Source organism: Corallococcus sp. AB030 (assembly GCF_003668965.1).
Lineage (GTDB): Bacteria > Myxococcota > Myxococcia > Myxococcales > Myxococcaceae > Corallococcus > Corallococcus exiguus.
In genome coordinates, this window is the sequence record NZ_RAWQ01000116.1 from 16,611 (window position 1) to 33,076 (window position 16,466).

Annotated in this window: 12 protein-coding genes and 1 pseudogene; 7 read left to right on the plus strand and 6 right to left on the minus strand. The window is 69.8% G+C overall.

The genetic code is table 11. The features are described from left to right. Window positions 1-75 precede the first annotated feature (75 nt). The gene (locus D7Y15_RS25380; protein ID WP_120577418.1) at window positions 76-1,752 is read right to left on the minus strand and encodes a nitrous oxide reductase family maturation protein NosD; all 1,677 of its coding nucleotides are present in this window, start codon (window positions 1,750-1,752) and stop codon (window positions 76-78) included. On the opposite strand from D7Y15_RS25380, the gene D7Y15_RS25385 reads away from it, so the two are divergent. The 3 genes from D7Y15_RS25385 to D7Y15_RS25395 all read left to right on the plus strand — a co-directional run bounded on the left by D7Y15_RS25385 (window position 1,751) and on the right by D7Y15_RS25395 (window position 5,932). After that, entirely contained in the window at window positions 1,751-3,616 is a 1,866-nt protein-coding gene (locus D7Y15_RS25385; protein WP_211487033.1) for a SpoIID/LytB domain-containing protein, read from the plus strand. The genes D7Y15_RS25380 and D7Y15_RS25385 overlap by 2 nt on opposite strands. A gap of 119 nt (window positions 3,617-3,735) precedes the next feature. Then, window positions 3,736-4,980: an energy transducer TonB gene (locus D7Y15_RS25390; protein WP_121754191.1), complete on the plus strand. Its 1,245-nt coding sequence runs from the start codon at window positions 3,736-3,738 to the stop codon at window positions 4,978-4,980. Between the two features lie 52 nt (window positions 4,981-5,032). Beyond that, window positions 5,033-5,932, plus strand: a complete 900-nt coding sequence (locus tag D7Y15_RS25395) for a cation diffusion facilitator family transporter (RefSeq protein ID WP_120577402.1) — start codon at window positions 5,033-5,035, stop codon at window positions 5,930-5,932. A gap of 66 nt (window positions 5,933-5,998) precedes the next feature. On the opposite strand, the gene gcvP is transcribed toward D7Y15_RS25395, so the two are convergent. The 3 genes from gcvP to gcvT form a co-directional block, all read right to left on the minus strand. Further along, window positions 5,999-8,902, minus strand: a complete 2,904-nt coding sequence (gene gcvP / locus D7Y15_RS25400) for an aminomethyl-transferring glycine dehydrogenase (RefSeq protein WP_121754192.1) — start codon at window positions 8,900-8,902, stop codon at window positions 5,999-6,001. A 110-nt stretch (window positions 8,903-9,012) separates the two neighbouring features. Further along, the gene (gene gcvH, locus D7Y15_RS25405) at window positions 9,013-9,396 is read right to left on the minus strand and encodes a glycine cleavage system protein GcvH (protein WP_121754193.1); all 384 of its coding nucleotides are present in this window, start codon (window positions 9,394-9,396) and stop codon (window positions 9,013-9,015) included. A gap of 40 nt (window positions 9,397-9,436) precedes the next feature. Beyond that, window positions 9,437-10,522 carry a glycine cleavage system aminomethyltransferase GcvT gene (gene gcvT / locus D7Y15_RS25410; RefSeq protein ID WP_121754194.1) on the minus strand — a complete coding sequence of 362 codons (1,086 nt, stop codon included), beginning with the start codon at window positions 10,520-10,522 and terminating at the stop codon, window positions 9,437-9,439. A gap of 102 nt (window positions 10,523-10,624) precedes the next feature. On the opposite strand from gcvT, the gene metF reads away from it, so the two are divergent. The 4 genes from metF (at window position 10,625) to D7Y15_RS25430 (ending at window position 13,356) form a co-directional block, all read left to right on the plus strand. Next, complete coding sequence (gene metF / locus D7Y15_RS25415) at window positions 10,625-11,497, plus strand: methylenetetrahydrofolate reductase [NAD(P)H] (protein ID WP_120577398.1); 873 nt, start codon at window positions 10,625-10,627, stop codon at window positions 11,495-11,497. Continuing rightward, window positions 11,494-11,916 (plus strand): hypothetical protein, encoded by a 423-nt coding sequence (locus tag D7Y15_RS25420; protein WP_120577397.1) that lies wholly within the window; start codon window positions 11,494-11,496, stop codon window positions 11,914-11,916. Before metF ends, D7Y15_RS25420 begins: the two co-directional genes overlap by 4 nt. Then, a complete protein-coding gene (locus D7Y15_RS25425) occupies window positions 11,913-12,968 on the plus strand; it encodes a homoserine dehydrogenase (protein ID WP_121754195.1) in 1,056 nt (351 codons plus the stop codon). The genes D7Y15_RS25420 and D7Y15_RS25425 overlap by 4 nt, the downstream gene beginning before the upstream one ends. A gap of 91 nt (window positions 12,969-13,059) precedes the next feature. Then, window positions 13,060-13,356 carry a hypothetical protein gene (locus D7Y15_RS25430; RefSeq protein ID WP_121754196.1) on the plus strand — a complete coding sequence of 99 codons (297 nt, stop codon included), beginning with the start codon at window positions 13,060-13,062 and terminating at the stop codon, window positions 13,354-13,356. 221 nt (window positions 13,357-13,577) lie between these two features. Here D7Y15_RS25430 and D7Y15_RS25435 read toward each other — a convergent pair whose 3' ends face one another. Both D7Y15_RS25435 and D7Y15_RS44795 read right to left on the minus strand, forming a co-directional pair. Then, window positions 13,578-16,166 (minus strand): serine/threonine-protein kinase, encoded by a 2,589-nt coding sequence (locus tag D7Y15_RS25435; RefSeq protein ID WP_121754197.1) that lies wholly within the window; start codon window positions 16,164-16,166, stop codon window positions 13,578-13,580. A gap of 48 nt (window positions 16,167-16,214) precedes the next feature. Further along, window positions 16,215-16,466, minus strand: a pseudogene (locus D7Y15_RS44795) (hypothetical protein); the annotation flags it as partial.

The window sequence follows — 16,466 nt, forward strand, 5'->3', positions numbered from 1 at the left end:
ATAAGACAAAAGGCCCGATGCGGAAGTCTCCGCATCGGGCCTTCTGCTTTTCCGGGGGTGCTTTCCCGGGTGGGCCTAGCAGCCCATTTCCACCGCGCCGATGTCCGGGGCCGCGCCGCAGAAGGGCTGGCCCTGGTCCTGGCCCTTGTCCTGGGCGGCGGCGGACGGGGCGAAGGTGTCCGACACCGTCACGTCACCCCCGTTGGAGGTGGTGTCCTTCGCGGCGGCCTTGAAGGCGTCCAGGGCCTGGAGCTGGCCGTTGGTCTTGAACTGCGCGCCGGACGGATAGAGGTTGTTGCTCATCTGGAGGCCGGGAGCCTGGCCGCCCACGTCCACGCTGACGGGCGCGTCCACGAGGTTGTTCTCCACGCGCAGAGACTCCGTGGGGCCGCCCGTGCCGTGGCCCAGGATGATGCCGGCCTTGGCGCGGGTGATGGTGTTGTTCACCACCACGGTGCCCTTGGAGTTCTCCAGGCGGATGGCGGTGCCTTCGCCGCCGCCCGCGTCGGTGATGTCGTGCACGCGGTTGCGGCGCACGACGACGGCCTCGGGCACGGGGCCCTCGTGGTTGCCGCCCACGGAGATGCCCTTCGCGGCGTCATACAGCTCGTTGTCCTCCACCAGCACGTTCTTGGCGGAGTAGTGGATGACGAGCGCATCGCCCTTCGCCGTCTCCGACGGCTGGAACTTGTGCATCCGGTTGTTGCGGATGGTGACGTCGTGGCACGTCTTGATGTCCACGGCGTTCTCCCGGTTGTTGAAGAAGTGGTTGTTCTCCACCAGCAGGCCCGTGGCGGGCGGCAGGTCGCTGAAGCCCTCGGGCCCCAGGCACTGCACGGAGTCACCCGAGTTGTCGTGGATGTCGTTGTTGCGCACCGTCGCGTCGTAGGACGCGGGCTGCATCACGATGCCGTGCGAATCCTTGTTGCCGGTGGTGCGCACGAAGTCGTGGATGTTGTTGTTCTCGATGGTGGGTCCCTTGGCGTTGTTGAACATGGTGACGCCCGCGCCGCCGGTGCCGTTGTGCAGCTCCGAGTTGGCCAGCACCGTGCCCTGCACGTCGCCCTCGAAGGTGACGCCGAAGATGGGCTGTCCCTCCACGTCGATGTCGAACCCGTCGATGACCCAGTTCGCGCGGCGCACCTGCACCGCCGCACCGGAGCCGCTGCCCGGGGTGAGCTTGGGACGGCCCTCGCCCTGGAGGGTGATCTTCGCCTCGGGAGTTCCGGCCTTGGTGTTGTCGCCCAGCACCACGCGCTCGGCGTAGGTGCCCGCGAGCACGCGGATGCGGTCGCCAGGGCCCGCCTTGCTCACCGCCATGGCGATGGTGCGCAGCGGCGCGGCCTCCGTGCCCTGGGCGCCGTCGTCGCCGTTGGGCGACACAACCCAATCATGGGCGGGCGTGGTGGCGGGGGTCTCCTGCATCGCCTGGGCACTGACGGCGGGCTGGGGACCGGGCTCCGCGATGGGCGTGTGGTCCGCATGATCCGGCATCTGCGCGGCGGGCGTGTTCTCCACCGGCTGCACGCCGATGGGGGGCGCCTTGCCCGGAGCGGTGGGAGCCTTCTCGACCTTGGGGGTCCCCGTGTTCGTCGCGGGGGCCTGGGTACCGGCGCCCGACGAACCGCCAGTGCCTCCGCCAGAGCCACCGCCGCCGCCACAAGCGGTCAGCCCAAGAGCCAGGGTGCAGGCAGCCAGGGAGGCCACCAGGGTGTGTCGCGTCTTCAAGCCGTTGCCTCCAAGAATTTGCATGAGCAGGGGCAACGCACGGCGTTGGGCGTTCTATTCACTGCCGGTCATCCAGGCCGAGACGCGCCGCAGCGGGAGGGAGAACCGTGACGCTCGGCCCCATGGCGGCTACGGTGCCGCCGCCGTGTCCAAAGCCGTCCTGCTCCTGACCGCCCTGCTGCTCGCCTCCTGCGCCACGCCGGCGCCCTCACCTGCCCCCAGCACCCGGGGCCTGGGCGAGCCGGAGGTCTCCATCCCCACGAAGCCGGCTGACGCGGGCGTGAAGCCCCCCGCTCCGAGTGGCCTGGAGGATCCGCTCACGTCGGGCCTGCCCGGGCCGCAGGACCTGAAGCGCCTGGACTTCCGCAACGGCGAGCCGCGACTCCCCATCAAGCTGATGGAGGGGCGCGAGGTCGTGACGTTCTCGCCGCGCGCGCGGATGCGGCTGCGCTTCGGCGGGCCGGGAGACAAGGTGCTGGACGCGCCCGCGGGCTCGCGCTGGACGGTGCGGGTGACGCAGGGCGAACCGGCCCAGTGGAGCGCGCGGCTGCAGCTGGGCGAGTTCCGCTTCGCGGACAAGGCGGGGCTCGCGGAGGCGCAGGAGACATGGCGCGCGCGAGGGCTCGCGGTGCGCACGCACACGCTGGGCTCCGTGTACGGCATCGCCGGGAAGGTCATCGACAACCGGCGCTATCTCCTCCTGGGCGACGAGGCGCTGACACCCGAGGCCGCGGCGAAGCAGCAGGCGGAGCTGCTGCGCCGCTACGGCCTGCGCACCACGCTCTTCGAGGAGGTCCGCAAGCCTTCCCGCGCCATCCTGGAGCTGAAGGACGAGAACGACGCCGTGGTGGGTCTGGCGCAAGACAGGCTGGACGCGGAGACGCCGGACGGCACCGGCTTCGACGTGCGGCAGGTGGAGTACGGCGTGGGCTACGACTTCCACGCCTTCGAGGACCGCAGCTTCCGCGGCGCGCTCCAGTTCGCGGTGGACCGCGGCGGCAAGCTCGCGGTGGTGAACGTGGTGGGCCTGGAGGACCTGCTCAAGGGGCTGGTGCCGTCCGAAATCTTCGCGCGCGCGCACCCGGAGGCGCTCAAGGCCCAGGCCGTCACCGCGCGTGGCGAGGTGCTGGCGAAGGTGGGCATCAAGCACCTGGCGGATCCGTACCTGCTCTGCTCGGAGCAGCACTGCGCGGTGTACCGGGGCCGCACCGGCGAGGCGGCCAGCACCACCGCCGCGGTGGAGGCCACCCGGGGCCAGGCCCTCTTCAGCCAGGAGGGCCGGCTGGTGGACTCCGTCTACAGCGCCGTGTGCGGCGGCCACACCGAGGACAACGACGTGGTGTGGGGTGGCGCGCCGGACCCCAGCCTGCGCGGGCGGCCGGACCTGCTGGAGCCCGCGCCGGGCGTCCCCGGCCCGTCGAACCTCAAGGCGTGGCTGGCGACCTCGGACGTGCCCGCCGCGTGCAAGCTGTCCAGCTTCGCGCAGCCCACGAAGTTCCGGTGGGAGAAGCGCTTCACGCAAAACCAGGTGGACGCGCTCACGGAGAAGCTGGGCGTGGGGTCCATCCAGGGGCTCGCCCTGTCCGAGCGCGGGGTGTCCGGGCGCGCCCGGCTGCTCACCGTGTCCGGGACGAAGGGCGCCACCCAGGTGCGCGGGGAGCTGAACATCCGGCGGCTCTTCGGGATGCTCAACAGCAGCATGGCCACCGTGGAGGCCGAGCGGGACGCCGAGGGCCGGCCCACCGGATGGCTGTTCCGGGGCGGCGGCTGGGGCCACGGCGTGGGCATGTGTCAGACAGGCGCCATCGGCCGGGCGGAGGCCGGGCAGAGCTATCCGGAGATCCTTCGCTTCTACTTCAACGGGGCGGAGGTCGCCCCCATCTACTGAGATGAAGCGGACATTTCGAACGCACCAACGCACGCGCTCGCGAATCTCTTCCATGTCCCGGGTGTTACGGGCCGCACGTTCGGGACTGTAGAAGCGGTCCGGAGGTTTATCATCAGGCCGTGGGCACGGGTTCCTCGACAGACTGGCGTCAGCGGCGCGCGCGGAAGCAGCGTGGGCCCTTGCGCTACCTGGTGGCGGGCATCCTGGCGCTCCTGGCCCAGCTCGCCTTCGTGGGCTTCGTGCTCCTGGTGTCGGCCGTGCAGGCGAACTTCCCGCACGAGAAGCGCCCCGCCCGGCCCACGTCCGTGGCGGTGAGGCCGCTCACGTCGGACCAGTGGGCGAAGAACCGGGGGGCGGTGACGCCGCAGCAGACGAAGCCCCGACCCACGGAGAAGCGCGAGCCGAAGGAAGAGAAGAAGCCGGACGAGACGAAGCCCCAGGGCCAGGTGGTGGACGTGGCGCCGGGGAATGATCAGCAGTCCCCGGACGCGAAGTACCTGGCCGAGCACAACAACACGACGGAGAAGGAGACGCGCGCGCGCGACCAGACGGCCTTCTACCGCAACGCCATGCCCCAGCGGACCGCGCCCCAGAAGCAGGAGGGCGCGGCGCAGGACCAGGTGCAGCCCCCGCGCGTGTCCGGCAACAACGGCACGGGCGCGGACGACCGGGCCCAGTCCCAGGGTGGCAAGAAGCCCGTCTTCGAGATGCCGGAGACGCGCCGCAAGGAGGAGATCGCCATGAGGACGGATCCGCGCGAGCGCGGCCCGGGCATGGCGGTGAAGAACCAGTCGGAGAGCGACGCCACGCAAGGCAACGCCAAGCGCCTGCGCATCCAGCCCGGCCAGGGCGAGGAAAGCGAGCAGGAGGGCTCCACGGGCCGCGTGGGCTCCCCGGGCCTGGCCACGCTGATGCCGTCGCAGGCGGCCATGGACAAGGTCGTGGGCGCGGCGCCCAACGACATGCTCCGCGACCAGGAGGAAGGCGACGGCACCTTCCTCAACACGCGCGAGTGGAAGTACGCCAGCTTCTTCAACCGCGTGAAGCAGAGCGTGGGCATGCACTGGAACCCCAACGAGCAACTGCGCATGCGCGACCCGACGGGGAACATCTACTCCGGGCGCGACCGCCAGACGCTGCTGACCATCACCCTGGACGAGCGCGGCGCGGTGAAGGACATCCAGGTGGAGAAGAGCAGCGGCCTGGACTTCCTGGACATGGAGGCCGTGGCGTCCTTCAAGCGCGCGCAGCCCTTCCCCAACCCGCCGTCCGGCCTGCTGAGCCAGGACGCGACGGTGCGCTTCCAGTTCGGCTTCTTCCTGGAGATGGGCGGCGGCCCCCGGATGCGGCTGTTCCGACAGTAGGACCCACGGAGGCCTCGCGGTGGACGGCGCGAAGGCACTACCCTGCCCCGCCGTGGAAGCCTCTTTCGTCGACCGTGGCGCCGCGCTCCAGGAGCGCAACCGGAAGGTCCGCTTCGTCCTGTTGGCCATCCTCGTGGCCAACTGGGTCGTGGCCGTGGCCAAGCTCGTCTTCGGCCTCATGGCCCAGTCCGCGTCGGTGACGGCGGACGGGTTGCACTCGTTCATTGACGGCGGCTCCAACGTGCTGGGCCTGGTCGCCATGGGCGTCGCGTCGCAGCCGGCGGACGCGGACCACCCCTACGGCCACGGCAAGTTCGAGGCGCTCGCGTCGCTGGGCATTGGCGCGATGATTGGCGTGGGCATGCTGGAGCTGGGGCGCATGGCGTTCGACTCGCTCCTGCACGACAAGCACCCCACGGTGTCGGTGACGATGGCGGCGGTGATGGTCGCCACGCTGTTCATCAACCTGGCCGTCACCCGCGTGGAGCGGCACTACGGGGAGAAGTACAAGAGCGCCCTGCTGCTCGCGGACGCGCAGCACACGCTGTCGGACGTGTTCGTGACCATCGCCGTGCTCATCTCCATTGGCCTGGTGGCGATGGGCTTCCCTCGCGCGGACGGGCTGGTGGCGCTGGCCGTGATGGTCTTCGTCGCGCGGGTGGCCTACGGCATCGTCCGGCAGGCGGTGGGCATCCTCTCCGACACCGCGCGCCTGGACCCGGCGCAGGTGTCCCAGCACACGCTGGCGGTGGCCGGCGTGCGCTCCTGCCGCGACGTGCGCAGCCGGGGCATGGAGGAGAGCGTCTACGTGGACCTGAAGATCGAGGTCGACCCGCAGCTCACCACCGCGCAGGCCCACGAAGTGGCCGACAAGGTGGAGGAGACGCTGCAAGGGGCCTATCCGCAGGTGGTGGACGTGGTGGTCCACGTGGAGCCCGCGCGGGCCCGCTGAAAACACGAGGGCCGCCTTCCGATGCGCTGGAAGACGGCCCCGGTGACTGCTGCTGTCGAAGACGGCTTAAGCGACCTTCTGCGCGGGCGTGTCGTAGTCCTCGATGGGAGGGCACGAGCACACGAGCTTGCGGTCACCCAGCACGTTGTTCAGGCGTCCCACGGACGGCCAGAACTTGTTGTCGCGGACCCACGGCGTGGGGAACACGGCCTGCTCGCGGGTGTACGGGCGGTTCCACTCCGGCGCGGTGAGCGTGCGCGCGGTGTGCGGCGCGTTCTTCAGGACGTTGTTGTCCTTGGGCGCGCGGCCCTCCTCCACGTCGCGGATCTCCTGGCGGATGGCGATCATCGCGTCGCAGAAGCGATCCAACTCCGCCTTGGACTCGGACTCCGTGGGTTCAATCATCAGCGTGCCCGCCACCGGGAACGACACGGTGGGCGCGTGGAAGCCGTAGTCCATGAGGCGCTTGGCCACGTCCTCCACCTCCACGCCCGCGGTCTTCTTGAGCGGGCGCAGGTCCACGATGCACTCGTGGGCCACCCGGCCGCGCTTGCCCCGGTAGAGCACCGGGTAGTGCGGCTGGAGCCGCTCCGCGACGTAGTTGGCGTTGAGGATGGCCATCTTCGTGGCCTGCGTCAGGCCCTCGCCGCCCATCATCTGGATGTACATCCAGGAGATGAGCAGGATGCTCGCGCTGCCCCACGGCGCCGCGGAGATGGCGCCGATGGCGTCCCCTCCGCCCGTCTGGATGACGGGGTGTCCGGGGAGGAACTTCACCAGGTGGGACGCCACGCAGATGGGGCCCATGCCCGGGCCGCCACCGCCGTGCGGGATGCAGAACGTCTTGTGCAGGTTGATGTGGCAGACGTCCGCGCCCACCAGGCCCGGCGCGGTGAGGCCCACCTGCGCGTTGAGGTTGGCGCCGTCCATGTACACCTGGCCGCCGCGCTCGTGGATGGCGGAGCAGATTTCCCGGATCTCCTCCTCGAACACGCCGTGCGTGGAGGGGTACGTCACCATCAGCGCGGCCAGCTTGTCCTTGTGCTGGTCCGCCTTGGCGCGCAGGTCGTTCAGGTCGATGTTGCCGTTCTCGTCGCACTTCGTGACGACGACCCGATAGCCGGCCATCACCGCGGAGGCGGGGTTGGTGCCGTGCGCGGAGGACGGGATGAGGCACACGTCGCGGTGCCCCTGCCCGCGCGCCTGGTGGTAGGCGCGAATCACGAGCAGGCCCGCGTACTCACCCTGGCTGCCCGCGTTGGGCTGCAGCGAGCACCCGGCGAAGCCCGTCACCTGCGACAGCGCGTGCTCCAGCTGCTCGAAGATGACCTTGTAGCCGGCCGCCTGCGAGGTGGGTGCGAACGGGTGCAGCTTGCTGAACTGGGGCCACGTCACCGGGATCATCTCCGCGGTGGCGTTGAGCTTCATGGTGCAGCTGCCCAGCGGAATCATGGAGTGCGTGAGGGACAGGTCCTTCGCCTCCAGCCGGCGCACGTACCGCAGCATCTCCGTCTCGGAGTGGTAGCGGTTGAAGACCGGGTGCGTGAGGTACGCGCTCTGACGGCGCAGCTCGGGGGCGAGCGGGCTCTCCAGGCCTTCGGCGACCTCGTCCAGGTTCACCGGGGACGCGGACTTGTTCGCGCCCTGGATGAAGGCCGCGAGGATGTCCTCCACGTCCTTGGCGCGCGTCGTCTCGTCCAGCGACAGGCCGAGCGTCTTCTCGTCGATGCGGCGGAAGTTCATCTTCGCGCCTTCCGCGGCGGCCAGCACGCCCCGCACCTGCGGGGCCGTCAGCTCCACGCGCAGCGTGTCGAAGAACTGCTCGTGCTTCGGCTTGAAGCCCAGCTTCGCCAGGCCGCGAGACAGCACCACGGTGAGTCCGTGCACGCGCTCCGCGATGGCCTTGAGCCCCTCCGGCCCGTGGTAGACGGCGTACATGCCGGCCATCACGGCCAGCAGCACCTGCGCGGTGCAGATGTTGCTCGTGGCCTTCTCACGGCGGATGTGCTGCTCGCGCGTCTGCAGCGCCATTCGCAGCGCGGGCCGGCCCCCGGAGTCCTCGGACACGCCGATGAGGCGGCCCGGCATCACGCGGGTGTAGGCGTGCTTCGTGGCGAAGTAGGCGGCGTGCGGGCCGCCGTAGCCCAGCGGAACGCCGAAGCGCTGCGCGCTGCCCACCACCACGTCCGCGCCGAACTCGCCGGGCGCGGTGAGCAGCGTCAAGGCCAGCAGGTCCGCCGCGACGACGAGCAGGCCGTCCGCCGCGTGCACCTTCTCACCGAAGGCGCGGTAGTCGTGCGCCACGCCGTCCGTCGCCGGGTACTGCACCAGCGCGCCGAAGAACCTCTTCTGGGACAGATCCACCGTGCGGTGGTCGCCCACGACGACCTCCACGCCCAGCGGGAGGGCGCGCGTGCGCACCACGTCCACCGTCTGCGGGTGGCAACCGTCGGAGACGAAGAACGCGCCCCCGGCGTCGGTGCCCTTGGCATGCAGCGCCAGCGCCATGGCCTCCGCCGCGGCGGTGCCTTCATCCAGCATGGAGGCGTTGGCCACTTCCATGCCGGTGAGGTCCGTCACCATCGTCTGGAAGTTGAGCAGCGCTTCCAACCGGCCCTGGGCGATCTCCGCTTGGTAGGGCGTGTACTGGGTGTACCAGCCTGGGTTCTGGAAGATGTTGCGCAGGATGACGTTGGGGACGTGGGTGTCGCTGTAGCCCATGCCGATGAAGGACCGGAACACCTGGTTCTTCGCCGCGATGGCCTCCAGCTGCGCCAGCACCTCGTTCTCACCCTTGCCCGCGGGCAGCCGCAGGGGCTCCGGGGAGCGGATGACGGGCGGCACGGTGGACTCGACGAAGGCGTCCAGCGAGTCCACGCCCAGCGTGGACAGCATCTGCTTCACTTCAGGGGTCTCCGGGCCGATGTGCCGGCCGGCGAAGGACTCCTGGTACTTCCAGTTGAGGGACATGGTCGAAGGGCTCGCGTGAGGTGCGGTAGGAAGTTCGGCGTCCGAGCGGGCTCGGCACTCCATGGAGCGTCTCTAACAACCGGGACGCCCGACTTCTTGCGCGCGCGGAACTACTCCTTGGTGAGCTTCTCGTAGGCGGCGGCGTCCAGCAGGTTGCTCAGCTGCCCGGCGTCCGAGACCTCGATCTCCACGAGCCACCCGTCCCCGTACGGATCCGTGTTGAGGTTCTCGGGCTCTTCCGTGAGGTCGGTGTTCACCTTCACGATCGTGCCGGAGACAGGTGCGAACAGCTCCGACACGGCCTTGACGGACTCGACGGTGCCGAACGAGTCGCCGGCCGACACCTGGGCGCCCAGCTTGGGCAGCTCTACGTAGACGATGTCGCCCAGTGTGGTCTGGGCGTGGTCGGTGATGCCCACCACGACGCTCTTGCCCGCGACGCGGGCCCACTCGTGCTCCTGGGTGTACTTCAGGTCCTGCGGGATGTTGGCCATGGGGTTTCAGCTCCTCACAACAGGTGGGGAAGGAAGGAAATCAGGACTTCTTGAGGAAGGGGGTCTTCACGACGACGGCGGGCACGGCGCGGCCGCGGATGTCCACGTCGAAGGTGGAGCCTTCCGCGGCGAGGTTCGCCGGCACATAGGCCATGCCGATGGACTTCTTCACCGTGGGGCCCATGGTGCCGCTGGTGACTTCGCCCACGCGCTCGCCGTTCTTGAGGACGGGGTAGCCGTGGCGGGGGATGCCCTTGTCGGTGAGCTCGAAGCCCACCAGCTTGCGCGGCACGCCCGCGGCCTTCTGCGCGGCGAGCGCGTCCTTGCCGATGAAGCCGCCCGCCTTGTCCAGCTTGACGATCCACCCCAGGCCCGCCTCCAGGGCGGTGTGCGAGTCGTCGATGTCGTTGCCGTACAGCGCGTACTTCATCTCCGTGCGCAGCGAGTCGCGCGCGCCCAGTCCGCAGGGCTTCACGCCGTCCGGCTGCCCGGCCTCCAGGAGCGCGTCCCAGAGCTTCACGGCGTCGCCGGCGGCGCAGTACAGCTCGAAGCCGTCCTCACCGGTGTAGCCCGTGCGGGAGATGATGGCCTTCACGCCGGCGACCTCCCCTTCCGTGAAGCGGTAGGTGCCCACCTGGGACAGGTCCGACTTCGTCAGGCGCTGCACCAGCCCCACGGACTTGGGACCCTGGATGGCGATCTGCGCGTAGTCGTCGCTGCGGTCCACGGGCTTGACGCCTTCCGCGCGCGCGTTCATCCAGGCGAAGTCCTTCTCGCGGTTGCTGGAGTTGACGCAGATGAGGATGCGCTCGGGGCTGAAGCGGTAGGCGACGACGTCGTCCACGAAGCCGCCCAGGTCGTTGAGCAGGCCCGCGTAGACGGCCTGACCGTCCTGGCAGCGGGCGAGGTCGTTGGAGATGAGCCGGTTCACGGTCTCCAGGGCGCCCGGGCCGGTGAACTCGATCTCGCCCATGTGGGAGACGTCGAAGAGGCCGACAGCGGTGCGCACGGCCTCGTGCTCGGCGGTGAGGGACGAGTACTGCACCGGCATGTCCCAGCCAGCGAAGTCGACCATGCGGGCCCCCAGCTTGCGGTGGGCCTCGTTGAGGGGCGTACGCCGGGTCATTGACTTCTCCATGATGGGCAGGGGGTGGCGAAACGGCGCGGACTATAGCGGCGCACCTTCTCCGATCAAGGCCGACGCGGAAGGGACTAAACTCCTCCCGACATGAAGATTCGCAACTGCCTCAACCCCTCCAAGCCGAGCTTCTCCTTCGAGTTTTTTCCTCCCAAGACGGACGCGGGCGTGGCCTCGCTCCTGCGCACGGTGGAGGAGCTTGCGCCGCTGGAGCCGGGATTCGTGTCGGTGACGTACGGGGCGGGCGGGAGCACGCGCGACCGGACGGTGGACCTGGTCACGCACATCAAGAAGCACACCGGCATCGAGGCGATGGCGCACCTGACGTGCGTGGGACACACCCGCGACGAGCTTCGTGACGTGCTGCGCCGGCTCGACGCGGCAGGCATCGAGAACGTGCTCCTGCTGCGAGGGGACCCGCCGCTGGGGCAGGCGACGTTCGAGCCGGTGCCCGGAGGCTTCCGCTACGCGGAGGAGTTGGTCCGATTCGTTCGAGAAGAGGATTTCAACTTCTGCCTGGGGGGTGCGTGCTATCCGGAGGGCCACGTGGAGACGGCGTCGCGTGAGGACGACCTCAAGCACCTGAAGGCCAAGGTGGATGCGGGGATGGACTTCGTGGTGACGCAGCTCTTCTTCGACAACGCCTTCTATTTCGACTTCGTGGAGCGGGCGCGGCGGGCGGGCATCAACGTCCCCATCGTTCCCGGCATCATGCCCATCACCAACTACGAGCAGGTCCAGCGCTTCACGCGCATGTGTGGCGCGACAGTGCCCATGCGTCTGGCGTTGCAGATGGAGCGCGTGAAGGATCAGCCTGACGCCGTCGTGCAGCTGGGTGTCGCGCACGCCACGGTGCAGTGCATGGAGCTGCTCGCGCGCGGCGTGCCGGGCATCCACTTCTACACGCTGAACAAGTCTCCCGCGACGCGGATGATCGTGGGCGCGCTGAAGGGGCGGTCATGAGCGGTCCTGGTCCTCAGCTGGAGTCGGGCGACCCGCGCATCAAGATCTTCCAGATCGTGCGCTTCCCGGCGTTCTTCCTGCTCGTCGTGGGCGTGCTGCACGTCACCTTCAGCCTGCTCGGCGGGCTGCTGGCGGCGCTGAAGGTGGCGTCGCCCTTCTCGACGCCGGGGCAGGCGCCGGTGGTGCTGGAGTTCACGACGGGCTTCACGCTGGCCATCCTGGGCGGGATCCTCTGCGGGGTGCTCGCCGTCTGGGGCGCGTGGAACGCGATGAACCTCAAGGGGTACGGCCTGGCGACGGTGGGCGCCATCTGCGCGATGTACACGCTGACGCCCGGCTGTTTCGTGGGCGTGCCGGTGGCGGTGTGGATGCTCTTCACGCTGCGCCGTGACGGGGTGCGCGAGGCCTTCGCACCATGAACCCGCGCGCCGTCCGCACGGTGCGCTTCCTGCTCACGGGCCTTGGGAACGTGGGCGTGCCGCTCCTGGAGATCCTCCAGTCGCGCGCATCGCTGTTGATGGAGCGCTACCGGCTGGAGCTGTTGCCGGTGGGGTTGGCGGACTCGGGCGGCGCGGCGGTGTCGCCGAACGGGTTGGACATCGGCGCGGTGCTGGCGGTGAAGCGGGCGCGGCATTCCGTGGCGTCGCTGCCGGTGGTGGGGCGTCCGGGGTTGAGCGGGCGAGACCTGGTGCGCGAGGTGAAGGCGGACCTCTTGCTGGAGGCCACGCCCACGAGTTTCCAGGACGGGCAGCCCGGGTTGGACATCACGCGGGACGCGCTGTCGCGAGGCATGGCGGCGGTGCTCGCGAGCAAGGGGCCGCTGGTGCTGGGGTTCCAGGAGCTGGCGGGCTTGAGCGACCTGGAGTCCCCGGGCCGCCCTCCCCTGCGCTTCAGCGCGGCGGTGGGCGCGTCGATGCCGCTGGTGAACGTGGGCCGCCGGGACCTGGCGCTGGGGAAGCTGGGCCGGTTCGAGGGCGTGCTCAACAGCACCAGCCACCTGCTGCTGTGCCGCATGGCGGAGGGCAGGACGTACGAGGCCGCGCTGGCGGAGGCGCAGGCGCTGGGCATCGCGGAGACGGACCCCACGCTGGACGTGGATGGCTGGGACACGGCGGGCAAGCTGGTCATCCTGGCCAACGCGGTGATGCGCGTGCCGACGATGCTGAAGGACGTGGCTGTGACGGGCATGCGCGGCGTGACGCGCGCGGAGCTGGACGCGGCGAAGGCGAAGGGCGGCCAGGTGCTGCTGCTGGCGCGCGGCGAGCCCGTGGGCGGAGAGCAGTGGGAGTGGAGCGTGCGGCCCACCGCCGTGGACGCGTCCCATCCCCTGGCCCGGCTGGGCGCGATGGAGATGGGCGCGGTGTTCCGCAGCGACCTGCACGGCGTGAACACCGTCATCAACGGTGAGCAGGGCGCGCGGGGCACGGGCGCGGCGATGCTGAAGGACGTGCTGGAGATCTTCCCGGACTGAGGGGGGGGCGTCACGGGGCACGGGGAAGATGTGCGAAGCTCCTGGGTCCCACCGGCGTGGACCCGACGCGCCGTTCTCCCCGAGGTACACCATGAAGCTGCTCCGCCGCTCCGACCTCCCGAAGATGGCTTCCCTCCTGATGCTGTTCGCGGCGCCCGCGTTCGCGGCGGAAGACACCCAGGTGTCCTCGGTGCAGGCGCCCGTCGAAGACGATAAGTGCTCCGTCTGCGGCCCTGCCCCCTGCTGCGTGGTGCTCTGGACCGCGTGGTGCGGCTGCCCGTTCGCCAGCACTGCCAGCGTCGAGAACGAAGCCTCCGCGGAGGAGCTCCTGGCGTGCGCGCCCCAGAGCCAGCCCCAGACGGCTCCGGAGCAGAGCCAGTCGCTGTAGTTCCTGGCCGCGCGCCCCCGGACGGAACAGGTCCGGGGGCTTCGCGTCTCATCCGCGCGTCGCGGCCAGGGTGGTGGTCCATCGTGTCGCTCGGGTCCGCGAGCATCGTGGGCGTACCGAGCCCCAGCCGTCGCAAGGCCGCGCGGGTCTGGACCTCCACGTCGAACCCGTCACCGTCCGCCGCCAGCCGGGTCATCGACGCCAGTCAGCGGCAGACGACATCAGTGGGCGCGCTCCGCGACACGGAGGGGTGGCGCCACGCCCACGGCATGCCGACGGATTGGGCTCTCCGCTGAGCGGCCTGAGGCGTCTGCGTCGCCAGGACGCCCATCACCCTCGCGTCCCCCTCCTGGCCGTCTCGGCTCAACCCGCTCGCGGTCGTTCACCTCGACGCCTCCACCCGAGAGCAGCCTGGGAGCCACCACTCCGACCCCAACAACAACCACGAGCCCGATGACGCCCATGACCACCCACTTGAGCGGCGAGGGCCTGGAGGTGGCGGGTCTCGCCCGGGCCCTGGCCGGAGCCCCGGCGGGCCGGGCCGCGAGAGCTGGGCTGGTGCCGGCGGTCGCGGCGGGCCCTCGAGCCAGGCCTCTGCGCGGCACGGTTCCATGCGGTCCGGCACCCGGCCGGGGGCGCGGGTCCGCGTGCACACGAGGAGAACCGCCAGAGCCCGTGCGCAGCGGTTCTCCCATGCTCGGGAGCGCGCCCATGAACGGACCGTCCCGGGTGGGTCCGAACTCCGCGAGCCAGTCGCCCAGCGAGGCCTTGAAGAACCGGGCCACGGCCGCCGCCGACGAGTTGAGCCGGTGGTGTGCCATCACCGCCTCGATCTCCTCGCGCATGGCCGCTGCGGATGGCGTGCGACGCGCAGGATCCTTCACGAGTGCGCGCAGGATGAGCTCCGACACATCCCGGGGGATGCCCGGCTCGAGTTGCGACGGCACGGGCGCCGGCTCCCGCACGATGGCGCTGAGCGTGGCCGCGTTGTTGTCGCGCTTGAAGGGCACCTGGCCGGTGAGCAGTTCGAAGAGCACCACGCCCAGGGCAAACACGTCATTGCGCGCGTCCAGGGGCTGGCCCACGATGGCCTCAGGGGAGAGATAGGCGATCTTCCCCTTGAGCACACCCGCCTGGGTGTTCCCCTCGCCCTGCACCTTGGCGATGCCGAAGTCGCTCAGCTTGATGGCGCCGTCGAGCGAGACAAGGACGTTGTGGGGACTCACGTCGCGGTGCACCACCGGATGGGGCACACCGGCCGGGTCCACGTAGCTGTGCGCGTAGTGCAGGCCCGCGGCGGTCTCGGCGACGATGCGCAGCGCGTGCTCGATGGGGAGGACGATTCCCTTGCGCCGCAGCTCGTTCATCAACCTCTGGAGATCCGGGCCACGCACGTACTCCATGAGGATGCACGCCGCGCCGTCGTTCATGCCCACGTCGAACGTCTGCACGATGTTGGGGTGCGTGAGGCGCGCATTGGCACGCGCCTCGGCGAAGAGCATGTCGACGAACTCCGCGTTCTCCGCGAGCTGCGGGAGGAGCTTCTTCATCACCACGAAACTCTCGAACCCCTTCACGCCCACCCGTCTGGCGAGGAACACCCCGGCCATGCCGCCCTGCCCCAACCGGCGGATGATCTGCACTCGGGTAGCTCCTCCCATGGAGCCGCCGAGGTCCGGGCTACCACTCCTAGCGTTCGGCGCCAGGTGAAGGGGGCCGAACAGGCACTGGCTGAGGGCCCGCAGCTCGAGCGCCTCGATGTCTTTCAGCGGCTGCTTTACCAGCGACGAGCGGCGCAGCAGCGGCACCCACTGGGGAAGGGACGGCAGGCGCGCGGTCCCGCCGCAGACGGGGCACTCTCGTTCGAGGCTGTCATTGGCGCGCAGCCTGGACAGGTACTCGGAGGCCAGGACGCGTTGGTGATGCGAGTGGCCGCAGTCGCAACACTCGCACGGCAACCACAACGTGCCGATCCGCGCGGTGAGCTGTTGGGTGAAGCGCGTCAGCGCGCCCAGCACCGGCGGTGGCACCCGGCACAGCACCACCTTGGCGCCCTGCGCCGCCGTGGCCAGCACCTGCTCCAGTTTGGGAACCGCCTGGGGCTCCACTCGGGTGACATGGGAGAAGTCGAAGGCGACGCGCCCGTCCAGGCCCGAGGCCAACCGTCGCACGTTCAGGCTCCCCTTCAGCTCGCTGGCCAGGGTGATGTACGTGATGTCGTCCTGGAGAATCTTCAGGGGCGTGGGGAGCGAGAAGGACGCGCCCGGCGTGGCGGCGCGCAGGTAGCCCATCACCACCGGCTCCACCGTGCCGGGCTGCTGATGCCTCACGTAGTCGAAGAACTCGCTCGGCTGCTCCGCGAACTCCAGCGTGCCGGCGCACACCGGGCAGGCATGCCCGGGGACCCGGCCCTCGGCGAGGCTGGGAGCCTCCGACCGGAGATCCACCAGGCGCAACCGGCCCTTGCCGCAGGCGCGGCACGCGAAGGGTGCCAGCACCGACAGCACCCGCGACACGCCGGCGAAGCCTTCCACCATGTTGAGCTGGTCCACCATCACCGGTGGCGCGTTGACCACGGAGAGCGACAGGCCTCCCGGAGGCAGCTTGCTGACGAACTCCACCCACCTCCGCACACCGAAGGAGCTGATTCGCTCCACCCGGCCGAGGTCGACGATGATGAACCCATCCAGGTCTGGCGAGGACGACGTCAGCGGAAACGTCTCATCGATGACGCCAGCAATGTGGATGTGGTTGATGGGACCCACGCGCACGCGGCGGATTCTGGCATTGGAACCTTGCTGTGTTTTCATCGTTCCGCTCCTCCTGCCGATCAGCTCCATGGGTCACCATCCGAAGGCTCAAATGCGCTGGTCCGCGATGGTGCGCTGCTTGTGGGCGTTGATGGCGGAGCTCGCGCCCAGGGTGATGGCGGCGATGCCCAGGCCCACCGCCACGCCCGCCGGGCCACCGAAGGCTCCCACGGCCGCGGCCGTCGCGAAGTAGCCCGCAGCCGAGCCGCCAGCCGTCACCGCACCCTGGGCAATCCTCCACGGATCATCCGCCCGGACGCCCTGGAAGATGTCCCAGCCCCCCGTGACCACCCCCAGGCC